Below are 17092 nucleotides of genomic sequence, written 5' to 3'. Positions count from 1 at the left end.
GGGCGGTACGGTCGCCAAGAGCGGCGCCACCATGTCTGCTAGATTAGTACTAGCGCGCTTGAAATTATCTACACGTTAACCCTACGCTTGTTCATTAGATAATGTCTAGTGCTATACTGCGCCCACTATCCATCTCATGGCAGGGACATACCGTGGAACAGACCGACCAGGCACCCGAGCGAGAGCGCCGCGGCATCCAGTCGATTGAAGTGGGAGGAGAAATCCTGAAGGTGCTGGCCTCCGAGGCCAGGCCGATGGCGCTACGCGATCTCGTGAAGGCGGCGAACATGCCGTCCGGCAAGATCCATCCGTATCTGGTGAGCTTCGGCAAGATCGGGCTCGTCGCCCAGGACCCGGTCACGGGTCACTATCTGCTCGGCCCGATGGCCATCCAGCTCGGGCTAACCAGCCTGCAGACGCTGAACCCGATCCGCGAGGCCACACCGTTCGCCGAAGCGCTTTCGGAAGAGACGTCGCACGCGGTCGCGCTCGCTGTTTGGGGAAACCTTGGGCCGGTCATCGTGCGGCTGATCGATGCGTCCTATCCCATCCACACGAACATCCGCACCGGCACGGTCATGTCGCTCGCCAATACGGCGACCGGCAGGGTTTTCTCGGCATTCCTGCCACGTCAGTTCACCGAAAAGCTGTTGCTGGACGATCGCATTCGGCTCGGCCCCGATATTGCACATCCGCTGGACGCCGCCGTGGTCGAGGAAATGATCAAGGAAGCGCGGGCGCGCCACATGTCCCGCAGCATCAACCATCCCACGCCAGGGATCGTCGCCTTTTCTGCGCCGGTGTTCGATTATTCGGGAAACATTGCGCTGGCGATCACCATCATGGGACCGACCGGCACTGTTGATACCGATTGGGAGGGGCCGGTGGCCAAAGCATTGGATACGTGTGCGCAGGCGGTTTCGAAGCGCCTCGGCTACAGGGGCTCGTAGAAGTGCTTACAGTCGTCTAGCTTCAAGGGGCTGAAATGGTCGTTTCCATGAGCGGCCATTTCTTGCCCGACGACGGTCCATCTATCTTGAGGCTTGTGCGATGCCGGCGCTTACACGTGGGATTGGACGAAAGGCAGAAACGGCCCGATGAAGCGCCGTTGGCCGACACGGCGGCGGACGGCTCCTCCCGGCCATGAAGCGTCATTCGCCTTCACCGCCGCGTGGACGTTCGTGTGTCCGCTTCGCTCAGACAACAGACCCCTGTTCGCAATCGTTTCTGTCGCCTGTGTGGCGCTTCGACACGCTTTCGTGTCCTGACGTCCGCGACAATCCGCGAGGCGCGCGACTGACTGGTTGCGCGCCTCCGACATATATACACAAAAAGTGTCAATGACTAACCAATAATATATTGGACGTGATTTAGGTGGGGCCATATTCTCCAGCAGTCCCAACAACGGGCGCGGAAATGACCATGGCAAACGATCTCATTCTTGAAACCGTCGGACTGAGGAAGGAGTTCAAGGGATTTGTCGCCGTAAACGACATCAGTCTCAAGGTCAGGCGTGGGCACATCCACGCGCTGATCGGTCCGAACGGCGCAGGCAAGACAACCTGCTTCAACCTCCTTACCAAGTTCCTGGATCCCACGCGCGGCACCATCCGGTTCAACGGTGCCGAGATCACCGGCGAGAAGCCGGCGCAGGTCGCACGCCGGGGCGTGGTGCGCTCCTTCCAGATCTCGGCGGTGTTTCCGCACCTGACCGTGCTGGAGAACGTGCGTATCCCGCTGCAGCGCAGGCTCGGGATCTCCTTCCAGTTCTGGCGCTCGCCGAAAACCCTCGCATCGCTCGACGACAGGGCCATGGCATTGCTCGCCGACGTCGGACTGGAGGACTTCGCCGACATGACGACCGCCGAGATGCCCTACGGCCGCAAGCGCGCGCTGGAAATCGCCACCACGCTGGCCCTCGACCCCGAGTTGATGCTGCTCGACGAGCCCACGCAGGGCATGGGCCACGAGGACGTTGACCGCGTCATGCAGCTCATCAAGCAGGTCTCGGCCAATCGCAGCATCTTGATGGTGGAGCACAACATGAAAGTGGTGTCCGGCATCTGCGACGCCATCACGGTGCTGGCGCGCGGCAGCGTGCTGGCCAAGGGCACATACGCGGAAGTCTCCGCCAACCCGCAGGTCATCGAGGCCTATATGGGCAGCGCTGATACCGCGCTCGCTGCGCCAGGAGGGCATTGATCATGGCGACGGAATACCTGCGGGTCACCGACCTCCATGCCTTCTACGGCGAATCGCACATCCTGCATGGCATCGACTTGCTGGTGAACGAGGGAGAGTGCGTGACCCTGCTCGGCCGCAACGGGGCAGGCCGTACCACCACCCTGCGCGCCATCATGGGCCTGACGGGGCGGCGCGCCGGCTCGGTCATGATCGACGGCCGCGAGGCAATCGGCATGCCGGCCCATCGCATCGCGCGTCTCGGCGTCGGTTTTTGCCCGGAAGAGCGGGCGATTTATTCCAGCCTCTCGTGCGAGGAGAACCTCCTGCTGCCACCGCAGGTGGGTGGCGGCGGGATGAGCCTCGACGAGATCTACGCGATGTTCCCCAACCTCTACGAACGGCGGCATAGCCAGGGCACGCGGCTCTCGGGCGGCGAGCAACAGATGCTGGCGATGGCGCGCATCCTGCGCAGCGGTGCTCGGTTGCTGGTGCTGGATGAAATCGCCGAGGGTCTGGCGCCGGTGATCGTGCAGAAGCTCGCCCAGGTCATCCGCGACCTCAAGGCGAAGGGCTACACGATCGTGCTGGTGGAGCAGAACTTCCGGTTCGCCGCGCCGCTGGCCGACCGCATGTACGTGGTGGAGCACGGCCAAATCGCCGCGGAGATCCACCAGCACGAGATTCACGAGAAGCAGCACCTGCTCCAGGAACTCCTGGGTGTCTGAGACCGCTGCGGAGGAGACAACATGACAACGATTCTGGGAGTCCCGCTACAGGGGCTGTTGGGGCAACTCGTGCTCGGGCTGGTGAACGGCTCGTTCTACGCGATTCTCAGCCTCGGGCTTGCCGTGATCTTCGGCATGCTCAACATAATCAACTTTGCCCACGGCGCGCTGTTCATGGTGGGCGCATTCGTCGCCTGGGCGGGCCTGGAGTATCTCGGCATCAGCTACTGGTGGTCGCTGCTGGCGGCGCCGGCGCTGGTCGGGCTGGCGGGTATCGCCATCGAGCGCGGCCTGCTGCGGTGGCTGTACAAGCTCGACCACCTGTACGGGCTGCTGCTCACCTTCGGGCTGGCGCTCATTATCGAAGGCCTGTTCCGCTTCCAATTCGGCGTCTCGGGGCAGCCCTATTCGATTCCCGACGAGGTGGCCGGCGCCTTCAACCTCGGCTTCATGTTCCTGCCGAAATACCGCGCGTGGGTCATCGGCGCCTCGCTCACAGTGTGCCTGCTGACCTGGTTCACGATCGAGAAGACCCGCCTCGGCGCCTACCTGCGCGCCGCCACCGAGAACCCAAGCATTACCCAAGCCTTCGGCATCAACGTGCCGGTGATGGTGATGCTGACCTATGCCTTCGGCGTGGGCCTGGCCGGGCTGGCCGGCGTGCTGGCAGCACCGACGGGGCAACTAAGTCCGCTGATGGGGTCGAACCTGATCATCGTCGTGTTCGCGGTGGTGGTGATCGGCGGCATGGGTTCCATCCTTGGCGCGATCGTCGCCGGGCTGGGGCTGGGCGTGGTCGAAGGACTGACCAAGGTGTTTTATCCGGAGGCGTCGGCCACGGTGGTCTTCGTGATCATGGTCATCGTGCTGATGGTTCGGCCGGCAGGCCTGTTTGGCAAGGAAAAGTGAGGTCGAGTATGAAAATGAGAAATCTTGGCTACGGTGTCCTGCTGCTGGGCGCGCTGGCGGCCCCGGCCGTGCTCTATCCGGTGATGCTGATGAAGGTGCTGTGCTTCGCCTTGTTCGCCTGCGCCTTCAACCTGCTGCTCGGCTATACCGGCCTGCTCTCGTTCGGCCATGCGGCGTTCCTCGGCACGGCGGCCTATATATCGGGCTACGGCATGAAGACCTGGGGGCTGACCCCGGAACTCGGCCTGCTGTTCGGCACGGCCGTCTCGGCCGCCGCGGGCTTTGTCGTCGGGGCGCTCGCTATCCGCCGGCAGGGCATTTACTTCGCGATGATCACGCTTGCGTTGGCACAGATGTTCTATTTCCTGTTCCTGCAGGCGCCGTTCACCGGCGGCGAGGACGGCATGCAGGCCATTCCGCGAGGCAGGCTGTTCGGCCTGATCGACCTGGCGTCGGACCTGCGCATGTACTACTTCGTGTTGGCGATCTTCTTGTTCGCCTTCTGGCTGATCCACCGCATCATCCATTCGCCTTTCGGCCAGATCCTGAAGGCGATCCGCGAGAACGAGGCGCGCACCACCTCGCTGGGCTACGACGTCGCGCGCTACAAACTGCTGGCCTTCGTCCTCTCGGCGGGCCTGGCCGGCCTTGCCGGGGCCACCAAGACCCTGGTCTTCCAGTTTGCCACGCTGACCGACGCGCACTGGCACACCTCAGGCGAAGTCGTGCTGATGACGCTGTTGGGCGGCCTTGGCACTGCCTTCGGCCCGGTGGTGGGCGCGGGCATCGTGGTCGCCATCCAGAACGCCTTGGCGGACAAGGTCGGTTCCATGATCACCGTGATCATGGGGAGCATCTTCGTCGTGTGCGTGCTGGCGTTCCGCCGCGGCATCGTCGGCGAGTTGAACGCGTTGTGCCAGAACATCGCGGGCAACCGCAGCGGCCGGCCCGCACCGAGCCACGCTGCCGTGCCAGCACCAAGTCATGACGAAACGCCAGTCGGAGCAGGCGTGCATGGCGGGAGCGTGGAAGGAAAGGCGTGAAATCGGGCGCTGGACGGAACACCCCATATATATCCCCACAGTAGAGGAGACACAGGATGAACACTCGCATCAAGCTGCTTTCGCTCGCCGCGCTGCTGGCGGCCTCGACGGCGCAGGCCGAGATCACGGACGGCGTGGTCCGGATCGGCGTGCTCAACGACCAGACCGGCGTTTATGCCGGGCTGGCTGGTCCCGGCTCGGTCTGGGCCGCGAAGAAGGCCGTCCAGGACTTCGCGCCCGAGAAGCACGGCCTGAAGGTGGAGATCGTGGCCGCCGACCACCAGAACAAGCCGGACGTCGGGGCGAGCATCGCCCGCCGCTGGTTCGACGTGGACAAGGTGGACGCCATCGTCGACGTGCCGACCTCGTCGGTCATCCTGGCGGTCAACCAGGTCGTCAAGGAGAAGAACAAGGTGATGATCGTCACCGGCGGCGGCACCTCCGACCTCACCGGCAAGGCCTGCACGCCCAATGCGATCCACTGGGCCTACGACACGTGGGCGCTGGCGAACGGGACTGGCAAGGCGGTTGTCAAGTCGGGCGGCAAGAGCTGGTTCTTCGTGACTGCAGACTACGCCTTCGGCCACTCGCTCGAACGCGACACCGAGKCCGTTGTCGTCAGGAACGGCGGCAAGGTCCTCGGCAAGATCCGGCATCCGTTTCCGGGCAACGACTTCTCCTCCTACCTGCTGCAGGCCCAGGCCTCGAAGGCGCAGGTAGTGGGCTTGGCCAACGCTGGCGGCGACACCATCGGCGCGGTCAAACAGGCTGCCGAGTTCGGCGTGACCGCCGGCGGCCAGAAGCTGGCGGGCCTGCTCGTCTTCAGCAGCGACGTCCAGGCGCTCGGCCTCAAGGCCGCCCAGGGCCTGTTGCTGAGCGAGACCTGGTACTGGGACATGACCGAAGAGAACCGCAAGTTCGGCAAGGAATTCGCCGCCGCCAACAACGGCAAGTTTCCGACCATGGCACAGGCGGGCACGTACTCGGCGGTGATCCACTACCTGAAGGCAGTGGCGGCGATGAAGGCGGACGGCGACGGCGCCGCCGTGGTCGCGAAGATGAAGGCGATGCCCACCGACGACAAGCTGTTCGGCAAGGGCAGCATTCGCGAAGACGGCCGGAAGATCCACCCGCTCTATCTGTTCGAGGTGAAGAAGCCGTCGGAATCGAAGTATGCGGGCGACTTCTACAAGCTCATCGCCACCATTCCTGCCAACGAGGCGTTCCGGCCGATGGAAGAAGGTGGCTGCCCGCTGGTTGGGAAGAAGGCGTCATGAAGATCACCGGACGCATGCTGATCGGGCAGGAGGGGGTCAGCGGCACCACCCGCGCGTTCAACGCCTTTTCTCCGGCGGCTTGCCGCGGACATCGAACCCGCGTTGGGGCGGCGCCGCCCGACGACGCCGACCGGGCCTGYCGCCTCGCTGTTAGCTAGCGGATTTGCGAGGTATCGCGAGACGACGCCCGAGGCGAGCGCCAGCTTCCTGGAGGCCATCGCCCTCGGCATCGAAGGGCTGGGCGACACCCTCACCGAGCGCCTTGGCCGAGACCGCCCTGTAGCGGGCGCGGCTGGAAGGCGAGCGGGCGCGCACGACCGGCCAGTAGCGGCTGTTCGCCGGGGGTTGTGCTGGCCAGGCATTGGGACGGGGCCACGTTCGATACGCCCCTTTGTCCGATGCGCGCAGCACGTCGGTCGGCAGCGCCGCTATCGAGCGGTTCCGTCGCCCCGTGCGTTATCAGAACTTCCTCTCACGCCTGTTGCGGGCCGCCCTGGCCGACGGCAACTCGCTGGCGCTCGACCGCCACGTACGGCCGCTGCCTATTGCCGGCATCCCGGCGCGACTGAACGTCCGCGCAATTCTCCGGCCCTCGCCAACGTTACAGGGAGCGAGGCCCGGGGGAAACGTTTACAGCATGCTTTTCGCCGTCTCGATGAACGCCGTCATCAGCGGCGTTGGGGTGCGCTGGCTATAGCCGAGCATGATCTCGACTGTTGGTTGCCGGCCTTTGATCGGCTTGTAGACGACGTGGTCGAACTTCATCTGCCGGACCGATGCCGGCACGAAGCCGATGCCCGCACCGGAGCTGACCAACCCGACCAGCGTGTAGACCTGCCCCACTTCAGACACGACCTTCGGCACGAAACCCGCCGACGCGCACATGCGCATGTTCATGGCGTGGAAGTCCGGCGCCGCCTCGGGCATGTACATGATGAAGGGCTCCTGCGCGCAATCCTTCAGCGAGATTGACTCGGCGTTCGCGAACGGGTGCCTTGCCGGCACGGCCAGCACGAACGGCTCTTCGAGGATGGTTTCCCACGTCACGTCCTCAAGGTCGGGCACCGGCCGCATGAAGGAGATATCCGCGTCACCCCGGCGCAGCGCCTCCGCCTGTTCGACGACCGGAAACCAGCGCAGCAGGATTTCCACGGAGGGAAAACGCTCCCGGTAGGCGCGCAGGATGGGCGGCAGCAGCGTGTAGGACGTGTGCTCGAAGAAGCCGACCGTCAGCCGGCCGGTCTCGCCGCGATGTGCGCGCTGCGCCTGGATGACCGCACTCTCGGTAGCGCGCAGGATCTGCCGCGCCTGCGTCAGGAAAATGCGACCCGCCTCGGTCAGCTCCACGTGCCGGCGCGTCCGGTTCAGCAGCGTCACATCCATCTCCTCCTCGAGCTGGCGGATCTGCAGGCTCAGCGGCGGCTGGGCGATGTGCAGGCGCTCGGCCGCCCGCGTGAAGTTGAGTTCCTCGGCGACGGCGATGAAGTACCGGAGGTGGCGAAGGTCCATCTCTATATCCTGTGAGTATTAAAAAGCGATTAATTATATATTGGACACCCATTTACGCAATCCCTACGATTCCATGAATACCCGCTCCGCGCGCCAGCCTGCCAGTCCGCAAGGCAGGCACCGGAGACCGGATAAGCCAACGTATGCATGGAGACAAACCATATGGATTCCAGACTTGTCGATGACGCGCTCGGCCGCATCCTGCAGCGCATCGACGCGACGATTGCGCAGGACGAGGCGGGCTTTCCGCACTACGGCAACCCGGCCGACGACACCTGGACACGCTCGCCGGCCGGTGACTGGACCGGAGGCTTCTGGGTCGGGATGCTGTGGCTGGCTGCCCTGCGCACCGGCGAGCAGAAGTACCGCGACAGCGCCCGCATGTGGTCCGCACGGTTGGCGCCGCGCGTGGCGTCGAAGTCGGTGTTCAAGGGATTCCTCTTCTGGTACGGCGCGCAACTCGGCGGCTCGCTGCTTGCCGATTCGCAGGCCGCGGGGCTCGCACTCGACGGCACGCGCGGCCTGGCGGAGATGTACAGCGAAGCGGCCCGCCTGATCCCGCTCGGCACCGAGGCCGAGGAGGCCTCCAGCGTGGGGACGAGCGAGGCCAACATCGATGCGATTCCGGGCACCGTGGCGCTGCTGCTGCGGCACGACGCCGCCCTCGGCACGGGCGAGATCGGCCGCCAGCACCTGCGCCAGCACGTCGCCCTGTGCGTGCGGGAGGATGGCTCGGTCTGCCAGTCCGCCACATTCAACGCCGCCGACGGCTCGCTCGTGAAGCGCTACACGCACAAGGGCATCCATGACGGCAGCACCTGGGCCCGCGCTCAGGCGTGGGGCATGCTCGGCCTCGCGCAGGCGCTGTCGTGCGGCGAGCAGGCGTTCGCGTCCGACGCGATCCGCGTGGCCGACTGGTGGGTCGCGCACCTGCCCACCGACCGCGTGGCCTTCTGGGATTTCGACGATCCCGCTATCCCGCACACCAACCGCGACACCTCGGCCACCGCTATCGCCGCCGCCAGCCTGCTCAAACTGGCCGCGCTCATCCCGGAGCGCGCGGCGGTCTACCGCCAGGCCGCCGTCGACAGCATCGAGCAACTCGTGACCCGCTTCCTGACCCCGGTTGGCCCAGGCGATGTACGGCAGCCTGGCATCCTCACCGGCGGGTGCTTCAACAAGCGCAATGGCGTCGCCATGGACAACGAACTGGTCTGGGGCGACTACTTTCTCCTCGAATCCCTACTCATCCTCGCGGGCACGGTAGGCGCCACCCAGGTCTGAACCCAACCCACTTCCGGAGAACCCACATGTCCGACATCAAGATCCCGAACGAAGGCGCCGTGTCCACCCTCATTGGCACGCACACCAGCTACACCCGCACCCTCGGCGAGTACGACATCTACGCCTTCGCCGGCATCAGCGGTGACAACCACCCCAACCACATGGACGACGAGTACTGCAAGCGCATGGGCTTCGGCGGCCGCATCGCGCAGGGCGCCATGATGGTCGGCTTCATCGCCGGCGCCGTGACCAAGTATCTCGACATGATCCAGCGCCCGGCCGTCTCCTACGGCTACGACAACGTGCGCTTCACCAAGCCCGTGCGCATCGGCGACACCCTCACCGTGAACTACCGCATCGCCCGCGCCGACGACGAGAAGAAGCGCCTGTGGGCCGAGGCGACTCTGCTCAACCAGCGGGGCGAGACGGTCTGCGTCGGCACCCACATCATCCATTTCCAGGCCTGAGCACGGGCTGCGAGCAGCGAGAAAGGTGAGGGATCGCATGAGCAAGATCTGCACTGCGGCGCAGGCCGTTTCGGACATCCGGCCCGGCCAGAGCGTGGGCAGCGTCGGCGTAATCGGCTGGCTGACGCCGGACGCCCTGTTCAAGGCGCTGGCGCAACGCTTCCACGAGACGGGGTCGCCCCGTGACCTGACGTTCTACTTCCCGGTCAGTGTCGGCGACGGCATGGGCATCCGCGGCATGGATCACGTTGCCGTCGAAGGGCTGATGAAGCGGATCGTGTCGGGCAACTTCACCAATGCGGTAAATCCGGCCACCGGCAAGCGCCCGGAATTCATGCGCCTGATCCGCGAGAACAGGGTGGAAGCCTACTGTTGGCCGATCGGCGCCACCATGCACTGGCTGCGCGAAGTCGCCCGGCGCAGCCCCGGCTACCTGACCCGCATCGGCCTCGGCTCCTACATCGACCCGCGCCAGCAGGGCGGCAAGTACACGGCGCGCGCCACCGACGACCTGGTGCGGGTGCAGGAGTTGGACGGCAAGGAATACCTGTTCTACCCGAGCTGGCCGCTCGACGTGGCGTTCCTGCGTGCCACCAGCGCCGACGAGCACGGCAACCTGAGCTTCGAGGACGAGCCGATCACGTCGTGCGCGCTGGCCATGGCGCTGGCTGTGAAGGCGTCGGGCGGCACGGTGATCGCACAGGTGCGCAAGCTGGTGCCGCGCCACGCCCGGCCGGCCCATGCGGTGCGGATTCCCGGCGTGCTGGTGGATCGCGTCGTCGTGGAACCCGACGCCATGATGACCACCAACGTCCGGTACGACGATGCCTATCTTGGCGGCCAGCTTTTCGACGGCCGCGCCTCGGACCGCCTGACGCCCGGCGCCGACAAGGTGATCGCTCGGCGGGCGGCCCGGGAGATCAGGCCCGGCGAGGTCAGCATCTTCGGCTTCGGCGCTTCGTCCGACGTGCCCACGGTGATGATGGAAGACGGCCTGTTCGCCGACGGCGGCCTGCATCGCTACAGCTTTACCACCGAGCACGGCCCCTTCGGCGGCATCGTGAGGAGCGGCTGGCAATTCTCCGCCAACAAGTATCCGGAGGCCTTGATCGACGGCCCGTCGCAGTTCGACTTCATCGACGGCGGCAACTGCCCGATGGCGGCGCTGGCCTTTGCCCAGTTCGACCGGGCCGGGAACATCAACGTCAGCCGCTTCGGCGCGGCCAATCCGGGGCCGGGCGGCTTCATCGACATCGCCTACAACGCGCGCAAGCTGCTGTTCACCGGCACCTTCACCACCGGCGGCCTCGCCGCCGACACCACCGACGGCTTCCTGTCGGTCGGGCGTGAGGGGAGCGTGCGCAAGTTCGTCGAGCGCGTGGACGAGATCACCTATCCGCTCGGGCGCAACGTGGCCGAGCGCGGGCAGGAGGCCAAGGTCATCACCGAGCGCGCAGTCTTCTCGGTGGCGCCGGACGGACTGGTGCTGGAGGAGGTTGCGCCCGGCATCGACGTCAGGTCGCAGGTGCTGGACCTGATGGCCTTCCCGCCGGTGCGCGTGGCGGAGCCGCTTCCGTGCATGGACCCAACGCTGTTCCGCGCCTGACGCATCGACATATCTACGAGGAAAACATGGCTGTCATCAACTACCTGACTACCGTTCACATCGACTTCGGCGCCATCCGGATGCTGGGGGTCGAGTTGCAGCGCCTGGGGATCCAGCGACCGCTGATCGTCACCGACCGCGGCATCCGCGCCGCCGGTATCGCCGACAAGGTGCTCGAGGCCCTGGGCCCGGATTGCACGCCTACCGTCTTCGAGGACACCCCACCCAACCCGACGGAAGCCGCGGTGTCCGCCGCGACCGACCTTTACCTCGGCAATGGCTGCGACGGCATCGTGGCCGTGGGCGGCGGGTCGCCTATCGACCTGGGCAAGGCCACCGCGCTGCTGGCGACCCACCCTGCACCGCTGCAGACCTACGCGGCGGTGGAGGGCGGCGCGAGCCTGATCACCAGCCGTGTCGCCCCGCTGGTGGCTATCCCGACAACTGCGGGTACCGGCAGCGAAGTGGGCCGGGGCGCAGTCATCGTCATGGAGTCCGGCCGCAAGCTCGGCCTGCTTAGTCCGTTCCTGCTGCCGAAGCTCGCCATCTGCGACCCCGAACTGACGCTGGGCCTGCCTCCGGCCCTGACCGCCGCGACCGGCATGGACGCCATCGCCCACTGCATCGAGACCTTCCTGGCGCCGGCCATCAACCCGCCCGCCGAGGCGATCGCCCTGGACGGCCTGCGCCGTGGCATGGCCAATATCGGCAAGGCCACCGCCGACGGCCGCGACCGCGACGCGCGCTGGAACATGATGATGGCCGCCATGGAGGGTGCGCTGGCCTTCCAGAAGGGGCTGGGCGCGGTGCATGCCCTGTCGCACCCGCTGGGCGCGGTGCCTGGCGTCTCGTTGCACCACGGCACGCTGAACGCCGTGCTGCTGCCGGTCGTGCTGCGCTTCAACAAGCCGGCGACCGAAGCCAAGCAGGCCGCACTGGTGCAGGCCATGGGCCTGCCCGCTGGCGGGGACCCGGCTCAGGCCATCAGCGAACTCAACGCCCGTCTCGGCTTGCCGGCCGGTCTCGGCGCCATGGGCGTGCCGCGTGACGTGTTGGAGGACATCGCGGTCGCCGCCACAAAGGACCACTGCCACGCTACCAATCCCCGCACTGCCACGGTCGACGACTACTTGGCGATGCTGCAGGAATCGTATTGAGGAGAAAGACGATGTCATACGTCGCAGAACACCACGAGATAATCCGCGAGGCGGTGCGCCGCTTCGCCGAGGAAGAGATCGCACCGCTCGCCCACCGGTTGTGGGAAGAGGAGAGTTTTCCCTACGAGATCTGGCGCCGGGCCGGCGAACTGGGCTATATCGGGCTGCCGTACCCTGAAGCCTGGGGAGGCTGCGGCGGCGACTGGCTTGGCTTCGCCATTACGCTGGAAGAGATCGCCCGCGTCGATTGCGCCGTGGCGGTGGCCATCATGGCCAACTCGACGGCGGCCAGCCTGCTCAACAACTACGGTACCGACGGCCAGAAGGCGCGCTTCCTGCGGCCGATCCTGACGGGCACGCAGGTCGGCTGCATCGGCCTGACAGAGCCGAACGCCGGGTCCGATGCCGCCAATATCCAGACCCGCGCCGTGCTGAAGGATGGCTGCTGGGTCATCAATGGCGCCAAGACCTTCATCAGCAACTCGGGTTCCGAGGTCACCGGCCCGATCGTCATTGCGGCGGTGACGGGAACCCGGCCCGACGGCCGCAAGGAGATTTCGAACTTCATCGTGCCGAACGGCACGCCCGGCTTCAGCCATGGCAAGAAGCTGCACAAGATCGGCTGGCGCGGATCGACCACATTCGAGCTGTTCTTCGAGGACTGCGCCATTCCTGCCGACCACCTGCTCGGCAAGGTCGGGGCCGGCCTCAGGCAGACCCTGTCACAGGTGAGCACCGGCCGCATCCTGATCGGAACGCTGGGCCTGGGCATCCTGCAGGGCTCGCTGGAACGCTCCGTCCGCTATATGAGCGAACGCACAGCGTTCGGCAAGACGCTCAACCAGTTCCAGTCGCTGCAGTTTAAGCTGGCCGACATGGCGACCCACGCGCACGCCGCGCGCCTGATGCTCTACGACGCCGCTGTGGCCAAGGACGAGGGCCGGCCCTACGATCGGCAGGCCTCGATGGCAAAGCTCTTCGCAACCGAGAAGGCCATGGAGGCGGCCCACCAGGCCGTGCAGATCCACGGCGGCAACGGGATCATGACCGAGTACGCGGTATCGCGCGCGTTCGGGGATGCCAAGGTGCTCGAGATCGTTGAGGGGACCTCCGAGATCCAGCGGATGATCATCTCCCGCGACGTAATGCGCTGACGCACGGCTGCAGCCAATGAGGCAATCCATGGAACACGTCGAACACAGCGCGGATGGGCTGGAGCGCAGCACGGTCAACTTCGTGCCCCTGACGCCGATCTCCTTCCTGCGCAGGACGGCCGAGGTCTACCCTGAGCGTACAGCCATCGTCTACGGCGAGCGCCGCACGAGCTGGCGGGCAATGCTGGACCGCAGCCGCCGCCTCGCGTCGGCGCTGGTGGCCGCCGGCGTCAGGACAGGCGATACGGTGGCCGTGATGGCCGCCAACACGCCGGAGATGCTGGAGATGCATTTCGGCGTGCCCATGAGCGGCGCCATGCTGAACACGCTTAACGTGCGCCTGGACGCAGCCGCCATCGCCTTCATGCTCAGGCACGCGGATGCGAAGGTGCTGGTCACCGACACGGAGTACGCGGACGTAGTTGAAGCCGCACTGGCGCTGCTCGACTACAAGCCGCTGGTGATCGACATCGTCGATCCCGCCGTCGAAGGGGGCCACAGGCTGTCGGAGATCGAATACGAGGGCTTCCTGGCCGGGGGCGATCCGCACTGGGAGGGCGGCGAGCCCGCCGACGAATGGCAGGCCATCGCCCTCAACTACACCTCCGGCACCACGGGCAACCCAAAGGGCGTGGTCTACCACCATCGCGGCGCCTATCTGGCTGCGCTGTCGAACATGCTCGACTGGGGCATGCCCCGGCACGCCGTCTTCCTGTGGACGCTGCCGCTGTTCCACTGCAATGGCTGGTGCTTCGCCTGGACGCTGGCGGCCAACGCCGGTACCAGCGTCTGCCTGCGGCGGGTAGATGCTGCCGCCGTGCTCGATGCGATTCGCGAGCACCAGGTCACTCACTACTGCGGGGCGCCGATCGTGCATGCGATGCTTGCCCACGCACCTGAAGCGTGGAAGGCGGGCATCGACCATCCGGTCCACGGACTCATCGGCGGCGCGCCGCCTCCGATGCCGGTGATCGAGGGCCTGCTGCGCATGGGGATCAGGATCACCCAGATCTACGGGCTGACCGAGGTCTACGGCCCCGCGGCGGTTTGCGTGGAGCAGCCCGAATGGGACGACCTCGGCATCGGTGCGCTGGCGGAACGGAAAGGACGGCAGGGCGTCCGCTACACTGCGCAGGAAGGCATGGCCGTGCTGCATCCCGAAACCCTTGTGCCGGTGCCGTGGGACGGGAAGACCATCGGCGAAGTCATGTTCCGCGGCAACATGACGATGAAGGGCTACCTGAAGAACCCCGAGGCCACGGCGGAAGCTTTTGCCGGCGGCTGGTTCCACTCGGGTGACCTCGCAGTCGTCTGCCCGGATGGCTATGTACAGATCCGGGACCGTTCCAAGGACGTCATCATTTCCGGCGGAGAGAATATCAACTCGCTGGAGGTGGAAGAGGTGCTCTACCGGCACCCTGCGGTGCGCGTGGCAGCCGTCGTCGCCCAGCCGGACGAGCGTTGGGGGGAGACGCCATGCGCCTTTGTCGAAGTCGTCGATGACGCTAGGGTCGGCGAGCGCGAACTGATCGACCATTGCCGCGCCCACTTGGCGCACTTCAAGGCGCCGAAGAAGGTGGTTATCGGCCACCTTCCCAGGACGTCGACCGGCAAGATCCAGAAGTTCCTCCTCAGGCAACGAGCAAGCTCCGGCGCTCCCTGGCCCGGCCACGTACCGGCGTGAGTTCCCCCGTGAATGTGTTTCGGTGGCCCCCGAGCCTGCTCTCCACATTCGGGATATCCGTGAGCGCCCGGTCGTGGCGGAGCAGAAGACTCGTGTCCGGCATCGCATTGGCAGCGAAGCCCGGTTGATCGACCGCCTTGGCGACATCTTGCGCGAGATGCGTGACTGGCGCGGTGCTACCGCACGGCAGGCACGGCATCTGTCCAGGCGTCACGGTATCGGCTACCAGGCCGCTCTGCTCTTCCTCTATCGCGCGGAGATGCGTTCAGCGTGCCCGAKGCGCATGGTGATCTGTCTAGCTGCCGCGGTGGAACTTGGCATTGACTTGAGCGGCTTCCCATCTGGATGCAGGATCGAAGAGGCAGAGTTGTCTTCGGAACTTCGGGTCATGTATTGGGCGGCCTTACGGAGGGGCGCAGGGCGGAAATGGAGCCAGTGGCCGGGTGATGGCGCCGAACAAGTATGAGTACAGGGCAATTTCGGATGGTGGTCCGCTGAATCCGCGGTGGTAAGCGGCCGTAGGCATGGCAACCTGTGAGTAGCTGCTTGGCCTCTTCTGCCGTTGGCGCGCTGATTGCCGAATGACTGAAATGGCGACCATTTGCCGAAGCAGCATTAGGGCGGATGACCGTTGGACTCGCATAGCAGTCATCGTGTTGAGGAAGACTCGAACGGCGCAGGAGGGTCGGTCACCGCCCTTCGCCGTCCGGCGCCGGTGTCAGCGCCGTGGCCTGGGCTTCCGCCAGGGTGGCCTCGCTGCGCTTGGACCTGTGCCAAGCTCAACGCTGCGCCGACTCGCTCGCACTTTTTTGACGCGCGTTGGGTTACTACTGGGCAATGACCGCCTGCTCGCCGGCGCGCTCCAACTCTGTGGAGGATTGGGGCCACAGTTCCACCACGCTGCCCGCCCGACCCTAAAGCGCGCGCGTGCCTGGTGCTCGGCACCAAGCCCTGCTCTCGCAAGTGAAGGCCTCCACCGTGGCGGCCAACCGGGCGCTGGATGACGCGCTGGCCGCGGTCGCTGCGTCCGGCGCGTTCGTCGCCGAGGTCGACCAGGCCATCGCCGAGGCCTTCGACCCGAACACGCAATGGGTGTCGCACGAGGACGCCACGGCTCGTCTCGACGCGGTTCTGGCCAAGCAGCGCTTGGCCGCGCTGGGGGGCACGTGCCGGACATGGAGGACGTGCCGCGGCGCCTGAGTTGCCCAATCGCTGACCGCACAACGTGCAAAGGGCGAAGAGCCTTGCTGCAGGCAGCTCTATCGGCTATCAGCGCCACCTTGAAGGATCGCTATCCGACCCGGAAAAACTCTACGCTCTGCCCCGCATTGACCGCCCGCTTGAGCCACGACGGCATCTAGCCCTGCCCGTCCCAGGTCAGTCCCTCGGCGTTGCGGTAGCAGACCACTGGCAGTGGCGCTGGTGCGGGTGGCGGCGGAGGCGGATGCGGATCGAAGCACCCCGCCACCTCCAGCTCTTCCATGGTCAGCCCATAATCGGCCATCTGGGTCTGGATCCAGCGGATCGCCTCGGCCCGCTCATTGTTGACTGTCATCGCTGCTCGTCGCTGCTATCACTGCTGTGCCTGCCGTCTTCCAGTTTCCGGGCGCTAGCTTACGCGCCCCGCTTTTCGTCTTGCTGCTCGTCCTGCTTTCCGCTCCGTGCTTCCTTCTCGGGGTACCTTTCATGCATGTATGGACCCGACGCCTTTTGCAAGCTTCTTGTTCGTGATGTCGAAACGGTCTGCATGCATGTATCCGGCTTGCACTTGGACGATAGCCGAAGCACGCCCGCAGCCTCGATGAGATCCGCGCACCCTGTCCTTAGCAAAATCGCGGCGTGCCTGATAGCGGCCGCCGGCACAAAAAACAGGCTTCAGGATGCTGGTTCAACCAATTTCGTCATCGCTTTGAGAAGCTTCGCAAACCTGCGTGGGCATCTCCTTCCTTGCAAGCGGTTTTTTGGGCTATGCGGCGGCGCTTCGCGTCATAAAGGTCGAGTCGCTACTGAGCAGCGCCTGGATGACGCGCGCGTTCTTGTTGGCCAGCGCGACTGCCGCGCAGTTGTGCCCCGCAGTTGTGCCCCCGTCGCGC

Annotated in this window: 14 protein-coding genes and 1 pseudogene; 13 read left to right on the top strand and 2 right to left on the bottom strand. The window is 65.5% G+C overall.

Annotated elements, in window-relative coordinates; translation table 11 throughout:
* Positions 1-152: 152 nt before the first annotated feature.
* The 6 genes from AC1DN0_RS30445 to AC1DN0_RS30420 all read left to right on the top strand — a co-directional run bounded on the left by AC1DN0_RS30445 (position 153) and on the right by AC1DN0_RS30420 (position 6138).
* Positions 153-950, top strand: a complete 798-nt coding sequence (locus tag AC1DN0_RS30445; protein WP_441634760.1) for an IclR family transcriptional regulator — start codon at positions 153-155, stop codon at positions 948-950.
* Between the two features lie 472 nt (positions 951-1422).
* Positions 1423-2202, top strand: coding sequence for an ABC transporter ATP-binding protein (locus AC1DN0_RS30440; RefSeq protein ID WP_441634758.1), 780 nt, complete (start codon positions 1423-1425; stop codon positions 2200-2202).
* Positions 2203-2204: 2 nt separating this feature from the next.
* On the top strand, positions 2205-2909 hold the full coding sequence (locus AC1DN0_RS30435) for an ABC transporter ATP-binding protein (protein ID WP_477146233.1): 705 nt from the start codon (positions 2205-2207) through the stop codon (positions 2907-2909).
* A gap of 21 nt (positions 2910-2930) precedes the next feature.
* On the top strand, positions 2931-3818 hold the full coding sequence (locus AC1DN0_RS30430) for a branched-chain amino acid ABC transporter permease (protein ID WP_441634754.1): 888 nt from the start codon (positions 2931-2933) through the stop codon (positions 3816-3818).
* A gap of 14 nt (positions 3819-3832) precedes the next feature.
* Positions 3833-4861 (top strand): branched-chain amino acid ABC transporter permease, encoded by a 1029-nt coding sequence (locus tag AC1DN0_RS30425; protein ID WP_441634774.1) that lies wholly within the window; start codon positions 3833-3835, stop codon positions 4859-4861.
* A gap of 56 nt (positions 4862-4917) precedes the next feature.
* The gene (locus tag AC1DN0_RS30420) at positions 4918-6138 is read left to right on the top strand and encodes an ABC transporter substrate-binding protein (protein ID WP_477146232.1); all 1221 of its coding nucleotides are present in this window, start codon (positions 4918-4920) and stop codon (positions 6136-6138) included.
* A 630-nt stretch (positions 6139-6768) separates the two neighbouring features.
* Here AC1DN0_RS30420 and AC1DN0_RS30415 read toward each other — a convergent pair.
* Positions 6769-7647 carry a LysR family transcriptional regulator gene (locus tag AC1DN0_RS30415; protein WP_441634748.1) on the bottom strand — a complete coding sequence of 293 codons (879 nt, stop codon included), beginning with the start codon at positions 7645-7647 and terminating at the stop codon, positions 6769-6771.
* A gap of 162 nt (positions 7648-7809) precedes the next feature.
* Between AC1DN0_RS30415 and AC1DN0_RS30410 the strand changes: the two genes are divergently transcribed.
* The 7 genes from AC1DN0_RS30410 to AC1DN0_RS30380 all read left to right on the top strand — a co-directional run bounded on the left by AC1DN0_RS30410 (position 7810) and on the right by AC1DN0_RS30380 (position 16199).
* Complete coding sequence (locus AC1DN0_RS30410; RefSeq protein WP_441634746.1) at positions 7810-8931, top strand: glycosyl hydrolase; 1122 nt, start codon at positions 7810-7812, stop codon at positions 8929-8931.
* Positions 8932-8957: 26 nt separating this feature from the next.
* Positions 8958-9398, top strand: a complete 441-nt coding sequence (locus AC1DN0_RS30405) for a MaoC family dehydratase (RefSeq protein ID WP_441634744.1) — start codon at positions 8958-8960, stop codon at positions 9396-9398.
* Between the two features lie 37 nt (positions 9399-9435).
* Positions 9436-11004, top strand: a complete 1569-nt coding sequence (locus AC1DN0_RS30400; protein WP_477111981.1) for an acyl CoA:acetate/3-ketoacid CoA transferase — start codon at positions 9436-9438, stop codon at positions 11002-11004.
* 26 nt (positions 11005-11030) lie between these two features.
* Positions 11031-12161, top strand: a complete 1131-nt coding sequence (locus AC1DN0_RS30395; protein WP_441634740.1) for an iron-containing alcohol dehydrogenase — start codon at positions 11031-11033, stop codon at positions 12159-12161.
* Positions 12162-12172: 11 nt separating this feature from the next.
* The gene (locus AC1DN0_RS30390) at positions 12173-13315 is read left to right on the top strand and encodes an acyl-CoA dehydrogenase family protein (protein WP_441634738.1); all 1143 of its coding nucleotides are present in this window, start codon (positions 12173-12175) and stop codon (positions 13313-13315) included.
* Positions 13316-13343: 28 nt separating this feature from the next.
* Positions 13344-14999, top strand: a complete 1656-nt coding sequence (locus AC1DN0_RS30385) for an acyl-CoA synthetase (RefSeq protein ID WP_441634736.1) — start codon at positions 13344-13346, stop codon at positions 14997-14999.
* Positions 15000-15962: 963 nt separating this feature from the next.
* The gene (locus AC1DN0_RS30380; RefSeq protein ID WP_441634734.1) at positions 15963-16199 is read left to right on the top strand and encodes a hypothetical protein; all 237 of its coding nucleotides are present in this window, start codon (positions 15963-15965) and stop codon (positions 16197-16199) included.
* 91 nt (positions 16200-16290) lie between these two features.
* On the opposite strand, the pseudogene AC1DN0_RS30375 reads toward AC1DN0_RS30380, so the two are convergent.
* Positions 16291-16554, bottom strand: a pseudogene (locus AC1DN0_RS30375) (H-NS histone family protein).
* Positions 16555-17092 lie beyond the last annotated feature (538 nt).

This window comes from Cupriavidus sp. 05N39 (assembly GCF_056397325.1).
This window is presented reverse-complemented; position numbering and strand designations above follow the sequence as displayed.